The sequence below is a fragment of the Chryseobacterium ureilyticum genome (assembly GCF_900156735.1).
In the GTDB taxonomy this organism is placed as follows: Bacteria; Bacteroidota; Bacteroidia; order Flavobacteriales; family Weeksellaceae; genus Chryseobacterium; species Chryseobacterium ureilyticum.
On the sequence record NZ_FTOL01000001.1, the window covers coordinates 765,788 to 780,571 of the forward strand.

13 protein-coding genes are annotated in these 14,784 nt (G+C 34.1%); 10 read left to right on the forward strand and 3 right to left on the reverse strand.

Annotation, left to right across the window (positions count from 1 at the left end; genetic code table 11):
* The first annotated feature begins 147 nt into the window (after positions 1–147).
* From BW983_RS03155 to BW983_RS03175, 5 genes are all read left to right on the forward strand, one after another.
* Complete coding sequence (locus tag BW983_RS03155; RefSeq protein WP_076550814.1) at positions 148–1,776, forward strand: NADP-dependent glyceraldehyde-3-phosphate dehydrogenase; 1,629 nt, start codon at positions 148–150, stop codon at positions 1,774–1,776.
* Between the two features lie 158 nt (positions 1,777–1,934).
* Positions 1,935–2,444, forward strand: a complete 510-nt coding sequence (locus BW983_RS03160) for an RNA polymerase sigma factor (RefSeq protein WP_076549866.1) — start codon at positions 1,935–1,937, stop codon at positions 2,442–2,444.
* Between the two features lie 9 nt (positions 2,445–2,453).
* A complete protein-coding gene (locus tag BW983_RS03165; RefSeq protein WP_076549867.1) occupies positions 2,454–3,269 on the forward strand; it encodes a hypothetical protein in 816 nt (271 codons plus the stop codon).
* Between the two features lie 256 nt (positions 3,270–3,525).
* Positions 3,526–4,023 carry an RNA polymerase sigma factor gene (locus tag BW983_RS03170; protein ID WP_076549869.1) on the forward strand — a complete coding sequence of 166 codons (498 nt, stop codon included), beginning with the start codon at positions 3,526–3,528 and terminating at the stop codon, positions 4,021–4,023.
* A 22-nt stretch (positions 4,024–4,045) separates the two neighbouring features.
* The gene (locus tag BW983_RS03175) at positions 4,046–4,636 is read left to right on the forward strand and encodes a hypothetical protein (protein WP_076549870.1); all 591 of its coding nucleotides are present in this window, start codon (positions 4,046–4,048) and stop codon (positions 4,634–4,636) included.
* Positions 4,637–4,706: 70 nt separating this feature from the next.
* On the opposite strand, the gene BW983_RS03180 is transcribed toward BW983_RS03175, so the two are convergent.
* Entirely contained in the window at positions 4,707–6,239 is a 1,533-nt protein-coding gene (locus tag BW983_RS03180; RefSeq protein WP_076549872.1) for a S41 family peptidase, read from the reverse strand.
* A 173-nt stretch (positions 6,240–6,412) separates the two neighbouring features.
* Here BW983_RS03180 and BW983_RS03185 point away from each other — a divergent pair, with 173 nt between their 5' ends.
* Complete coding sequence (locus tag BW983_RS03185) at positions 6,413–7,507, forward strand: MBL fold metallo-hydrolase (RefSeq protein WP_228408942.1); 1,095 nt, start codon at positions 6,413–6,415, stop codon at positions 7,505–7,507.
* Here the strand turns inward: BW983_RS03185 and BW983_RS03190 are convergent, their stop codons facing one another.
* Positions 7,508–7,795, reverse strand: a complete 288-nt coding sequence (locus BW983_RS03190; RefSeq protein WP_076549875.1) for a GNAT family N-acetyltransferase — start codon at positions 7,793–7,795, stop codon at positions 7,508–7,510.
* Positions 7,796–8,228: 433 nt separating this feature from the next.
* On the opposite strand from BW983_RS03190, the gene BW983_RS03195 reads away from it, so the two are divergent.
* From BW983_RS03195 to BW983_RS03210, 4 genes are all read left to right on the forward strand, one after another.
* On the forward strand, positions 8,229–8,687 hold the full coding sequence (locus BW983_RS03195; protein ID WP_076549876.1) for a hypothetical protein: 459 nt from the start codon (positions 8,229–8,231) through the stop codon (positions 8,685–8,687).
* Between the two features lie 216 nt (positions 8,688–8,903).
* Positions 8,904–9,809 carry a helix-turn-helix domain-containing protein gene (locus BW983_RS03200; protein ID WP_076549878.1) on the forward strand — a complete coding sequence of 302 codons (906 nt, stop codon included), beginning with the start codon at positions 8,904–8,906 and terminating at the stop codon, positions 9,807–9,809.
* Between the two features lie 87 nt (positions 9,810–9,896).
* Positions 9,897–10,898, forward strand: a complete 1,002-nt coding sequence (locus BW983_RS03205; protein WP_076549879.1) for an aldo/keto reductase — start codon at positions 9,897–9,899, stop codon at positions 10,896–10,898.
* 77 nt (positions 10,899–10,975) lie between these two features.
* Positions 10,976–11,968: an MBL fold metallo-hydrolase gene (locus BW983_RS03210; RefSeq protein WP_076549882.1), complete on the forward strand. Its 993-nt coding sequence runs from the start codon at positions 10,976–10,978 to the stop codon at positions 11,966–11,968.
* Between the two features lie 465 nt (positions 11,969–12,433).
* Here the strand turns inward: BW983_RS03210 and BW983_RS03215 are convergent, their stop codons facing one another.
* Positions 12,434–14,650 (reverse strand): NADP-dependent isocitrate dehydrogenase, encoded by a 2,217-nt coding sequence (locus BW983_RS03215; protein WP_076549883.1) that lies wholly within the window; start codon positions 14,648–14,650, stop codon positions 12,434–12,436.
* Positions 14,651–14,784 lie beyond the last annotated feature (134 nt).

Genomic DNA, 14,784 nt, shown 5'->3' on the forward strand with positions numbered 1-14,784 from the left:
TTATTCTTTTTTCGGTTAGCCACATTAATTTTAGTTCAAATAGCTTGTAAATAGAACAAATCTATTGAATCATTGTCCTGAAACTGAATTTTTCCCTCTACCTTTATTATTCAGAAAGTAGAGTTAAATTATTAAATGAAAACACTTATGAATTCAGAAAACAAAGCATTGTTTCAAAACATTTTTAAAAGTGAAAGTGAAATTCCCGAAGAATATAAAGTTCAAGAAATACATCAGAAAGTTTATCTTCTCAATGGAGAACTGATAGAGTGGAAGGGAGAAACTCAAAATATTTATTCCCCGGTTTGCATTCCTACAGAAAACGGACTGGAAAGGAAACTATTGGGCAGCATACCCAATATTGGTCCTGATGATGCAATGGAGGTATTGGATGCTTGTGTAAAGGCTTATGATAACGGACTTGGAGAATGGCCAACGATGTCTGTAGAAGGCAGAATAAAGTGTATGCAGAAATTTGTTTATCTGATGATCCAGCAGCGTGATCTTGTCATTAAACTATTGATGTGGGAAATTGGAAAAACACTTGCCGACTCTACAAAGGAATTTGATCGTACGGTAGATTATATCAATCAGACTATAGATGCGCTTAAGGATTTAGACAGAGAATCATCCCGCTTTCAACAGGCAGAAGGAACTATTGCACAGATCAGAAGAGCACCACTTGGAGTAGTACTGAGTATGGGACCTTTTAATTATCCTTTAAACGAGATTTTTACTACTTTGATCCCAGCATTGATCATGGGGAATACCATTTTATTTAAACTCCCAAAACATGGGGTATTAGCACATTATCCATTATTAAATGCTTTTAAAGAAGCTTTTCCGAAAGGAACTGTGAATACTTTATACGGTAAAGGTTCAGAAATAATTACTCCAATTATGGAAAGCGGAAAGATAAATGTACTCGCATTTATCGGTTCAAGTAAAGTAGCTAATGGATTGAAGAAATTACATCCGAAGGTAAACCGTTTAAGAGCAATTTTAAGTCTTGATGCAAAAAATGCAGCGATTGTTACTAAAAATGCTAATCTAGATGTCGCTGTAAGTGAATGTATCTTAGGTGCTCTTTCTTTTAATGGACAACGTTGTACGGCTTTAAAACTGATTTTTGTTCAGAAAGAAATTGCTGAAGTATTTACTGCAAAGCTGAGTGAAGCCGTTTCTGCTTTAAAAGCAGGATTGCCATGGGAAAAAGATGTAAAAGTAACGCCGCTTCCGGAAGTGAATAAACCACCTTATCTGCAGGAATGTATTGAAGATGCATTGTCAAAAGGAGCATCTGTTTTGAATAAGGACGGTGGGTATACGGAAGAATCATTCGTGTTTCCAGCGGTTATTTATCCTGTAAACAGTGATATGAAACTGTATCATGAGGAGCAGTTTGGTCCGGTAATCCCTGTGGTGCCTTTTGAAGATATTGATGAGCCTATAGAATATCAGGTGAATGCTTCACATGGGATGCAGGTAAGTATTTTCAGTGAAGATCCGGAAGAAGTGGCAAGGCTGATTGATCCGTTTGTGAATCTCGTAAGTCGTGTGAATATCAATTGCCAGGCACAACGTGGTCCGGATGTATTCCCATTTACGGGAAGAAAGGATAGTGCTGAAGGTACACTTTCTGTTTTTGATGCACTTCGCTCATTCTCAATTCGTTCTTTAGTTGCTGCAAAACTTACGGAATCTAATAAAACATTATTAAATACTATTGTAAGAGATCATGATTCTAACTTTTTAAGCACAGATTATCTTTTCTAGTATAAATCTCAAGCTGTATTTAACATAAAATAAAAATCCTTAATTAACTTCGCTGTTCTTTAAGGATTTTTTAATTTAAGGGCTGGAATTAGAATTTTTGTGTTATAATAAAGGTGAAACTTTTATAAAGTTTTGCCCAAAGGATTAGTGTGTAAATCATGTCTGGATCGGAAAAAGAATTTTTAGCGAAAATTGAGAAGCACAAAGGTGTTATTTTCAAGATTTCTAAAATGTATATGGATAACAAGGACGATCAGAATGATCTCTATCAGGAGATTATTTATCAAGCCTGGAAATCGTATGGCGATTTTCAGAGAAGGAGTGATTTTTCTACCTGGCTCTATAGAACTGCATTAAACACAGCGATTGTTTTCCTGCGAAGTGAAAAAAAACGTAGTTTTATACAGAATCAGAATATTGATGGATTGAATGCTAAGCAGGAACCTTATAATGATACGGATGATAAGAATATGAAGTTGATGTATGAAGCCATTCATCAATTGAGCCCTATTGATAAAGCTTTGATTTTTTTCTTTCTTGAGGATTTCCCGGGAAAGGAAATTGCCCGTCAGCTGGGAATTACGGAAGTGAATGCAAGAGTGAAGCTTAAAAGAGCAAAAGAACGATTGAAAGAAATTATATCCAGGCAAACGGCAGGTTCAAATTAACAGATAAACATGGAGTTAGAAAACTTTAAAGAACTTTGGAATAAAGATACAGGGTTAGATCAACCGGAGATTTCCCTGGAGAAACAGCGTGATATTCATTCTCCGATTCAGATGCTGAAAATTAATATGAAGACTGAGTTCTGGCTCATGCTTGTTACTTTACCGTTGCTTCTTATCAGTGTTCCTTTTGCTTCTGCAGATTCCAATATCAAAACTATATCTGCATTTGTCACAGTTCTTACAGTGGGTTTTATAACATATTTTTATTCCCGGTTTCTTAAGCTTTATAAACTGCTTCAAAAAAATAGTATTAATACAAATTACGATCTGTTTAATCTTAAGACCCAACTTCTTATATCGAAAGAAATCTATATTTCCTACTACATTTCCTATATTCCGCTTGCTTTTCTACTATCTCTTATCAAGATCAATTTCCATTTTGATATAGAGTATAACTTAGCCATTTTCGGGATTAGCTTTTTGATTACTTTACTGTTGGTTTGTTTTATTATTAAATACTGGATCTATTATATGTATGGCAGGTATATAGATGATGTGATAAGTCTGGTAGATGAGTTAAATGGTTTGGAAGTAAAGCCTAAAGCTGAAAAGAAAAAAACTTGGTTTGAGAGGTCACAGAAGTTTTTCATGAATAAAATGGGTGTAAAAGGGAATATACTGAATACAGTTATTTGGTTTGTTTCGGTGTATATATTCATTATTTTATTTTTGACATTTGTTCTTTTAATCATTATCATCATTGGTGCAAAATTGGACTTTATTGATGTAGTAGGGTTGCAAAGAGCTTTAGATAGAGTGAATTAGAATAATAAGAAGATATTTTTTAGATAATAATAAAGCCGGACAAATTTTTATCCGGCTTTTTAATGAAATAATGTAACATTTTCCATTTTTCTCTACTAACTACAAAAATTATTTCGACTTGTACTATTCTAAAAAATAGTAAAAACTCAAAACACAATGAGGGCCTGACAGTATTTTCTGTTGGGTTTTTTTATTTTTTTCAAATATTCTGTAACATTTTTTTTAAACGAAAACTAACTCTATAGAGTAACAAGCTATGACCTCACAAGAGCAAGAGTTTATCCGTACAATAGAAAAACATAAAGGAATCATTTTTAAGATTTCCAAAATGTATATGTCCGAAAAAGATGATCAGGATGATCTTTTTCAGGAAATTACCTATCAGCTTTGGAAAGCATATTCCAGTTTTAGAGGGGAAAGTGAATTCTCAACTTGGTTGTACAGAATTGCTTTAAATACAGCTATTATTTTCCTTAAAACAAATAAACGGAGAAGTTTTATCGCTAATGAAGATGTTTCCAACTATGTTATTACTCAGGAAGATTATGATTATAGTAAAGAGGAAAGACTAGCAAAAATGTATCGTGCTATTCAGCAGCTTAACCCCATTGATAAAGCCTTTATTTTCTATTATCTGGAAGATTTCTCAGGAAAACAGATCGCTGAGCAAATGGGAATTTCCGAAGGAAATGTAAGAGTGAAAATGAACAGAGCTAAAAATAAACTGAAAGATATCTTAACCCAACATAATTAACCCACATTAAATCAGTAATCCCATGAATATAGATGAATTGAAAAATACCTGGAATGAAGATATTACAGATGAAACTCCGGAAATTAGTATAGAACAACAAAATAAAATAAATCTTCCTCTTGAAAAAGTGCGAAAAAATATGCGCAAAGAATTCTGGTGGATCATTGCAATTTTTGTGTTTGCATTTTTAGTTTGTTCAGTTTGCAGACCATTTAAATTACAGTTGTATATCACTGTTTTAATTGCTTCAATGCTGATTGTCACTATTTTCTTTTTCAGCAAGTTTTTTAAACTGTACAATGATATCAGCAAGACAGAACTTAAGACTTATGATTCTCTGAAAGATCTTGTTAATCAGCTTAATCTGAATAAACAGTATTATCTATCTTATTATATCAGTTTTGCCCCATTTATAGTTTGTGAAATGCTTATCGTTTTAGAATTTATACCGTGGAGAGAGCCATTAGGCGAAATGAAAGTCGCTCTTATATTGATCGGTTCTGTGATCGGAGGATTGTTTTTACTTTTCTTTTGTGGTAAATATTGGTTTTACCATTATTATGGAAAATATATAAAAAATATTGAATTACTTCTTGAAGATTTAAAAGGATAAAACAAGTTTCGGCGGGCTGAAAGCCCGCCGAAACTTGTTATAATGTGGATAAAAGAACATGTAAATTCAATTATCCCTTTATCTTTTCCTTAGCGATTTCATTTTTAATCCAATCCAGTTGAGGATCTTTTTTATCGATGATATCTTCCATGCTTTCCTTAATTGATACATCAGGCACAACCCCTTTTTTAGAATCTGAAAATTCAATATTGGGCTGTACGAGAAGCAGTCCGATAGGAAATCTTATTTCGGAGTTGGGAAGTTTCTGATAAGAATAGAAGCCGGCAACTGTTCCGTCATTGGCTCCACCTGTTTCTTCCCCAACTAAAGTCGCTCTTTTATCGTTCTTTAGTTTTGCTGTAATAATAGAAGATGCAGAAAAACTTCCACCGTTGATCAGTACAAATACTTTTCCGTTGAAAGCCTCTTTATTGGGTTTCATGAGTTTGTCGGCTTTCATTTTATAGAAAACTTTCCCCTCTTTTTTATAAGTACTGAATGCTTGAGCAAAGAAATAACTTGGATAGGCAATACTTTTTAAAGCAAATTCCAAAGGCGTACTTTTTCTGAAATAATTTGTTCTCAAAGGAATATCTCTTGATGTTACCTGTGACGGTTTTATCAGGGTAAATGGTTTATCTGCAAGGTAAGAATATAGGTTGTTGATCTCATAAAGAGAACCTCCATAATTATTACGAACATCTATGATGAGGTAAGCTGATTTTGCTTTTTTGATCTTTGAAAATGACTTTTTATAAAACTCATCCGAATACTCTCTTGAAAAACTTTTTACCTTTATATAAGCAATGGTGCTGTCCTTATCTAAGAATTTAAAGCTTCGATTGTAGGAATTGCTGGAAACCACATAATCATTCAGTTTTTTTTCCTGAGTACGTTTCTTCATTTCCTTGTCTTTTTCAAGATCATTTTCAGATTTAGACTCTCTGGCTAGAGTATAGGTGTGTTTTTCACCTTTATAAAGAGTTTCCAGAGTCACCTTGTTTTCCAGTCCGTTTTCTGCTGTATAATAATTAAAGAATAGATCCTTTAAAAAGTAAGGTTGAAACGTTGTGTTATAACCATCACTACTGATGAGACTTCTGTATTTTTTTATATAAGTAGAAACCGGGACATTGTTGATAGATAAAATCTCAGTTCCGGGTTGAATATTTTCAATAGAATCATTATTTTGAATAATATACATCTGATCATCAGAAATATAATATTCAAAGCGGCTGAACAATCCCTTTTGTTGTTCTAATTTTTTAATTTCACTCTTTGTGAACTTTTTTCTGGGAATTCTTAATGAAAGATGCCCTTCGCGGATATCAGCAATTACAGGCTGAAATCTAAAATAAAACTGAAGAGGTGTAAGAGGTTCAGTGAGGGTTTGTTTTAAGCTGTCAAGTTTATGTTCTAATTTCTGTTTGGGAATATACCAATACAACTGAGGGTGCATTTTTTGTAGTTTTACATAAGCATAATCTACATCCTCTTTAAGCTGTTCTGGGGGAATATATGAAGCCCGCTGTTCGTTATGCCTTTTGATAGATGCACATGACGAAAGTGTAGCTAAAATAAATATTATCGAATAATTTTTCAATATATCTTTGAGTTTTTAAGCCGCTAAAATAGAAAGTTTAAAGTTAATCATCACTTAAATGAATAATAAATTTTCTGAAATTCATGATAAATTTAGTTAAAAAAAGTGTCTCAATTAACGCATATTTTCATTTATAGATAAAAGTCTATAAATTTGTTGTTTATTTTTGAATGATGTATTGGATTGTCACGATTGTGGTTGTATTGATCATATCTTATTTTATTGTAATAAATGGGAAAGCTTTTGGAGGAGTACCAAAAGGAAAACGACTTGAAAGAATCAGACAATCAAAGCTCTATAGAAAAAATAAATTTCAGAATATCAGCCACACTACATCCATTGCTGAGGGATATAGCATGACAAAAGTGACCTTTGATTTCTTTTTCGGAAAGAAAGATCCTTTATTAAAGCCTCTTAAAGAAATTCCCTCCATTTATACAGATTTAAAAAAATTAGATAAAAATCAGGATGTATTCATTTGGCTGGGACATTCATCATATTATTTACAGACTGATGGAGTTTCTTTTCTTATTGATCCGGTTTTAAGTTTATATGGTTCCCCTTTTAAGTATTTCAACAAAGCATTTAAAGGTTCCGATATTTTTAAACCTGAAGATATTCCCAATATCGATTATCTGGTGATTACTCACGATCATTTTGATCATTTGGATTATCCTACAGTGAAATCGATCCGATCCAGAACAGGAATGGTGATTGTTCCGCTAGGAGTAGGAGCTCATTTTGAAAGATGGGAGTATCCGGAAAATAAACTTCTTGAAGAAGAGTGGGGAACCGAGGTAGAGTTAAAGAATAATATAAAACTGATATTTACACCAGCCAGACACTTTTCAGGGAGAAGAGTAAAGCAGAATGATACCCTTTGGGCTTCTTATGTACTTGAAACACCTACAAAAAAGATCTTTCTGGGTGGAGATAGCGGTTATGACTCTCATTTTAAGATGATCGGAGAAAAATATGGACCATTCGACTATGCTATTCTCGAAAACGGACAATACGGTGAAGCATGGAGGTACATTCATGCATTGCCGGAAGATGTAATACAGTCTGCAATAGATGTAAGGGCAGAACATATCATTCCAGTGCATGCTGCAAAATTTGCACTTGCTCTCCATCCATGGAATGAACCTTTACAAAAGATTACAAGCCTTGGGAAAGAAAAAGGATTACATATCCTTACTCCGATGATCGGAGAGGTTGTTGATTTAAACAATTCTGCTCAAGAATTCTCTGTCTGGTGGGAAGACTGATCAGGCATGCCAGATGTCTTTATATCTTCTTGGATGGTTTTCAAATTGTTGACGAACAAAATCACATTCCGGGTCTACAAGCAAATCTTTTTCTTCTGCATAGCGTACAAGCTCATCCAGCAATAATTTGGCATATCCTTTCCCTTCACGGTCTTCGTCAAGCTTGGTATAATATACAATAAGAAGTCTTCCATCAACCTCTATGGACATATACCCTGCTTTTTTTTCGTCAATAAATAGCTGCAACTCATCCTGATATGGAGATACCATAAATTTTATATTTTCCATAATGATAAAGATTTGGTTGATTAAAAAATAACTTTGAGAACTCTCAAAAGTAATCTCTCCATTAAAATTACAAAATTAATTGATATGATGTAAAGCTTTTTGATAATCTTAACGAATTTTATAAGGATATGTTGAAAAGTTGAAATAGTAGGGAATTTATGATACTTTAAAAAATTAAATATCAATAATGATTATCTTAATCCATAGTTTCTAACCTGAAACTTTTATAGCAAATTCAATCTGTTTAATAATCCTTCGAAAAATAACAATCTTAATTTTTTTAATTATTAACTGTAAAAGTGATAGGATAATATAAATTATTTTAAAGATAATCAGTTGTTTAAAGTTTTTATTAACAAATATTGGCAATTCAGAATAATAATTGGCACTTTAATTGACTATGTCAACATGTTTAATTTAAAAGAGGAATGAAATGAAAAAGTTTTTGCTAACAGCATTTTTGATTGGGACGTTCAGTCTGAGCTATGCCCAGTCAGATTATTATAATGATTACAGAAGAAGTATTTCGGATGTTAACTGGCAAAATGTAATCACAGATTTAGTGCTTTCCAGTGTGCAGGCGAAACAAATCTATGTATTAAATGACAGATACCGTGATTATGATACCTGGAATAGAGTCTATGTAGTGGATCCGGGAAGATGGAGAGGCGACAGATATTCTGAGCTGGAAAGAATTCTTGGAAGAGAAAAATACCTTGTCTTTAAAAAAAGATATTACAGAGGGCAAAACCCGGTTATAGTATATGGTAGAAGTAAAAATGACTATAAAAATTACAAAAAATACCGTAAGCAAGAGGATAAATACTATAAGGAAAGAGCTAAACAATACAAGAAAGAACATAAACACCACGGTCACGATCATTGGGATTAGACCATTATCAACTATATATATTCACTATTTAAATGACTGGCATTCGTGCTGGTCATTTTTATGTAATGATTTTTTTTCTGTAAAAAATCATGAAATAGATTCTATAAAAAATTAAGGATATAAATCAATTGACAAAAAAGCCCTCATCTTCTATCTTTTTAAAATAGGCACAACGATTTTATATTGTAATATGTTTGATTTTTATAACTTTGAAATATGAAATCAAGCGAATCATTAGAAGGTTTTTACGAAAGAAATGCTCCCAATCATAATTTACAATGCATTGGTACAATTGGCATGGGACATTTTAATGTGTTTTCAAGAGAGCATTGTGCTTTGCTGTCACCCTATAGCAGAAGAGATTATTATAAAATATCATTGATTATAGGAAAGGGAAAACTTCATTATGCTGATAAATGGATTCGTGTGGATCGTCCTGCATTGTTGTTTTCAAATCCTATTGTTCCTTATTCATGGGAAGCAGACGATGAAGATCAGAAAGGGTGGTTTTGTCTTTTTACAGAGTCGTTTTTACAGAACGGAAGCCGTTTAGGAAATCTTCAGGATTCTCCGCTTTTTAAGATTGGTGGAACTCCCGTTTTCTTTGTGGATGATGAACAGCAAGAGGTTCTTTCCGATCTGTTTACTAAAATGATGACTGAAATTGAATCAGATTATGTGCATAAATATGATATGCTGAGAGCGTATCTTCACCTTATGATTCATGAAACGATGAAAATGCATCCGGCGGAAACTTTTGAGCCTTATCAGAATGCTTCACAAAGGGTTGCCTCTTTATTCATGGAGTTATTGGAAAGGCAGTTTCCTATTGACAGCCCTGATACATTCTTAAAATTAAAGACTCCCAACGATTATGCTCAAAGTCTTTCTATTCATGTCAACTCTTTAAACCGTTCAGTAAAAGAAATTACCGGAAAAACGACCAGCCAGCAGATTACCGGACGGATTATTCAGGAAGCGAATGCTTTACTTACCCATACAGATTGGAATATTGCAGAGATTGCTTATGGTTTGGGCTTTGAAGAGCCTGCTTATTTTACGAATTACTTTAAAAAACAAACGGGAGTAACACCAAATACATTGAGATCAAGCCTTGTTTGAAATTTATAATTCTTGGTTTGAATTCTATACAGTGGATAATTGCTTCATGTTCTAATTTTGTCCTATAAAATTTTAAAAAATACCATCATGAAATTTAAAAAATTAGGAAACACTGGTGAGCAGCTTTCTGCTATTGGTTTAGGATGTATGGGGATGAGCTTTGCTTACGGTCCCGCAGATGAGCAGGAAAGTATAAATACCTTGCATAGAGCATTGGATTTGGGTGTCAATTTCTGGGATACAGCAGATATGTATGCCAACGGAGAAAATGAAAAATTGATTTCTAAGGTTTTAGTACCTAATAGAGACAAGATTTTTATTGCTACAAAATTCGGATTCCGTTTTAAAGATGGAAAAGCAAGCCACAGTGGTGCTCCCGGAACCTATTTTGACGGTTCCCCGGAATGGATCAGAAAGGCGGTAGATTTAAGCCTTCAGCGATTGAAAATAGATACCATTGATTTGTATTATGCACACAGGGTAGATCCCAACGTACCAGTAGAAGAAACAGTAGGTGCAATGGCAGAATTGGTAAAAGCAGGAAAGATAAAATACCTTGGGTTGTCTGAAGCATCAGCAGAATCCATTAGGAAAGCGAATAAAATCCATCCGATTGCCGCATTACAATCCGAGTATTCCATCCTTACGAAAGATGTTGAAAGCGAAATCTTACCAACGATCAGAGATTTAGGAATTTCTCTGGTTCCTTATTCACCATTGGCGAGAGGGCTTTTTGCGAATATCAATGAAGTGCAAAACCTTGGCGACGATGATTTTAGAAAATCGCTACCACGTTACCAGCAGGAATATCTTGAAAATAATACCAAATTGGCAAATGAGATCAATGAATTTGCAGCTTCCAAAGGGGTGAAAGGAACTCAGCTGGCATTAGCATGGGTATTGAATCAGGGAGATGATATTATTCCAATTCCGGGAACCAAAAGAATCAAATATCTGGAAGAAAATATTGCAGCCGTTAATATAGATCTTTCCCAGTCTGATCTGGATACCATTGATGCTATCCTTAAAAAGTATCCGAATGTAGGAGAAAGGTACACTGAGGGTTCAATGAAATTAGTAAATAACTAAAGACTATACTCAAACTGGGTTTCTGAATAACAGAAGCTCAGTTTTTTGTTATTGATAAAGTTGAAAAATGGTATAGTATGAATAGAAGAGATTTATTAAAAAAGAGCTTATTAGCCGGTGGATTAAGTATGGTTCCTTTTTCCAGCGTTTTTGCAGAATCCAAGACAAATCCCGAAAAATTTGAAAACGATCTGTCTGGATATAAAAAGATTAATTGGGGAGAACTTGAATTATTTGTTCTTACGGACGGATATATCCATGAAACAGATGTGAATTCATTTGCTCCAAGGGGAAATGTTTCAGAATTAAAGTCTATTCTTAAAGATAATTTTAGATCAGAAGATTATATTGATATGGCGATGAATATTTTACTCGTTAAAACAAAAAATAAGTTGATCTTATTTGATACTGGTCTGGGTATTTTTTCCGATGAAAAATCTGGATTTTTATTGAAAAGTCTCCAAAAGGCAGGTTTTTCAGCAAAAGATATTACTGACGTATTTATTTCGCATGCCCATCCGGATCATATTGGTGGAGTGGTGGATAAACAAAATAATTTTGTGTTTCCCAATGCTGCTATTTTTATCTCAAAAATTGAATACGATTTCTGGATGAATGCCTCTATTAAAGATTTTAATAATAGTGCTTTAAAATCAAAACCAGAAATGCTGGGTCAGATAATTCCTGCGTTACAAAATATATTAAAGACAATTAAACCTAGATTGAAATTCTACGATCTGGACAATGTATTTTATGATCATTTCAGTTTTCAGCTCGCACCGGGGCATACTCCTGGGCTAACTGTTACCACAATATCCTCCGGGAATGAGAAACTGATGTATATTGCAGATCTCATCCATTCTGATGTTCTTCTTTTCCCACATCCCGAATGGGGGTTTTCCGGAGATACAGATCTTGATATTGCAACTGCTTCAAGGAAAAAACTTTTACAGCAGCTAGCCGATAATAAAATCAGAGCGTTTGCCTGTCATTTGCCATGGCCCGGCTTAGGATTTACAAAGAAACAAGGAATTGCATTTGAATGGATTCCGGAAGGCTTTATGAATTAACCAATAAGCTATTATGAAAATAGGTTGGCAACATGTAATTTTATTGGAGATAAAAACCCTTGCGCCTTTTTGCTCAATTATTGAACAAATCTTGCGTCTTAGCGTTTAGCAACCTATTAAAATTACCTTTCCAAGTTGAAAATACTTCGTTTTGCCTGCAATAATAAGGTTGTGATATTTGTGAAAACATTAGTGTTATTTGGGTTAAAAAATTCTAAGTTGGATTATGCAAAGACGCAAAGAATACACTTTTCAATAATCTCTCAATTACAATATTTTATAAATATATCTGATACATATTTTTTAACACGTGTTTTATAGATACATAAAATAATTCGTGGCTATTGCATATTGTTTATTAGCCACTAATGCACGAATAGAAGAAAAAAAAATCGTGCATTCATGACAATACCAAACAAAAAAGCTCCTTAAAAAGGAGCTTTATATTTATATCAATATCGGAAATTAGATCCCGTCAATGATTTCATTTAAAACAGTACTTGGTCTCATTGCTGCATACGTTTTATAAGTATCAGTTTTGTAGTAACCTTCAATGTTTTGAGGCTTACCTTGAGCACCAATTAATTCAGCATTGATTACTTCTTCGTTTTCCTGCATTGCAGCTGCCACAGGAGCGAATTGTGCTGCTAATTCTGCATCAGCAGTCTGGTTAGCTAAAGCCTCAGCCCAATACATTGCTAAATAGAAGTGAGAACCTCTGTTGTCGATTTGTCCTACTTTTCTTGCAGGAGATTTATCAGTAGCTAAGAATTTAGCGTTTGCTTCATCTAATGCATCAGCTAACACCTGAGATTTTGTATTCCCTTGAGTTTGTGCTAAATGTTCCAAAGAAGCCTGTAGTGCTAAGAATTCACCTAGAGAATCCCATCTTAAGTATCCTTCTTCAAGGAATTGCTCTACGTGTTTTGGAGCAGAACCTCCGGCACCTGTTTCAAATAAACCACCACCGTTCATTAATGGAACAATGGAAAGCATTTTTGCAGAAGTACCAAGTTCAAGGATTGGGAAAAGGTCAGTTAAGTAATCTCTCAATACGTTTCCTGAAACAGAAATAGTATCTTTTCCTTCTCTTGCTCTCTTTAATGTTTCTGTCATGGCATCTTTTACATCAAGAATTCTGATGTCAAGACCTGTTGTATCGTGGTCAGCAAGATATTTTTCTACCTTTTTGATGATTTCTCTATCATGAGCTCTTCCTTTATCTAACCAGAAGATAGCAGGAGTATCAGATAATCTTGATCTGTTTACAGCCAATTTTACCCAGTCCTGGATAGGAGCATCTTTAGTCTGACACATTCTGAAGATATCATTTTTTTCAACTTTCTGAGAAAGAAGAGCATTTCCAGCCTCATCCTGAACTTCTACAGTTCCGTCAGCAGATAATTGAAAAGTTTTATCATGAGAACCATATTCCTCAGCTTTTTGAGCCATTAATCCAACGTTTGGAACAGATCCCATTGTTGTAGGGTCTAATTTTCCGTGTGCTTTCATATCGTCAATTACAGACTGATAGAAACCAGCGTAAGAACGGTCAGGAATGATACAAACTGTATCCTCTTCATTTCCGTCTTTGTTCCACATTTTACCTCCACCTCTTACTAAAGCAGCCATAGATGCGTCAACGATGATGTCAGAAGGAACGTGGAAGTTAGTAATTCCTTTGTCAGAATTTACCATTGCCACTCTTGGTCCGTCAGCAAGTGCTTTTTCGATGTCAGCTTTAATTTCAGCTTCCTGAGCATTTCCTTTGATTTTTTCAAAAAGATCAGCAAGACCGTTGTTTGGGTTAATATCTAAAGATTTGAAAGTCTCAGCATATTTAGTGAATACTTCTTTGAAGAAAGTTTCTACGATTGCCCCGAAAATGATTGGGTCAGAGATTTTCATCATCGTCGCTTTAAGGTGAGCAGAAAGAAGTACATTTCTGTTTTTGGCTTCTTCAATAGCTTCCTGAACGAATACTTTCAATGCATTAAGGTTCATTACAGAAGAATCAATTACTTCACCAGCCTGAAGACCTGCTAAGTCTTTCAATACTGTTTCACCTTCATTTCCTTTGAATACGATTCTGTATTTTGTAGCGTTCTCAAGCGTTGTAGAGTTTTCTGTACCGTAGAAGTCACCGTTGTTCATGTGAGCTACGTCAGTTTTGCTGTCAGATGCCCAGTTACCCATTCTGTGAGGGTTTGCTTTAGCATAGTTTTTAACAGCTTTAGGAGCACGTCTGTCAGAATTTCCTTCTCTTAATACAGGGTTTACAGCACTTCCTAAAACTTTTGCATATTTAGCTTTGATTGCTTTTTCTTCATCATTCTTAGGCTCAGCAGGATAATTTGGAACCGCAAAACCTTTAGCTTGTAATTCAGCAATAGCAGCATCAAGCTGAGGAACAGAAGCAGAAATATTTGGTAACTTGATGATATTCGCGTCAGGTTGAGTAGCCAATTCTCCTAGTTCAGCTAAAGCATCACCAATTTTTTGGTCATCTTTTAAAAACTCAGGAAAGTTTGCTAAAATTCTGCCTGCCAAAGAAATATCCGGAACAGCGATTTCAATATTTGCTGATTTAGTGAAAGCTTTTACAATTGGTAAAAACGAGTGTGTAGCCAGCATTGGAGCCTCATCCGTTAATGTGTAGTAAATTTTTGATTTTTCTGACATTATACTGTTATTTATTATTTGAAATTAAAGTCCCACAAATTTACTAAATATGATTGTTTTTTCAGGGAATTTTTAAATAAAAATAGAGGCAAAAAGCTTCTTTAGGTTTTTATACCTGAACAATTGTATATTCT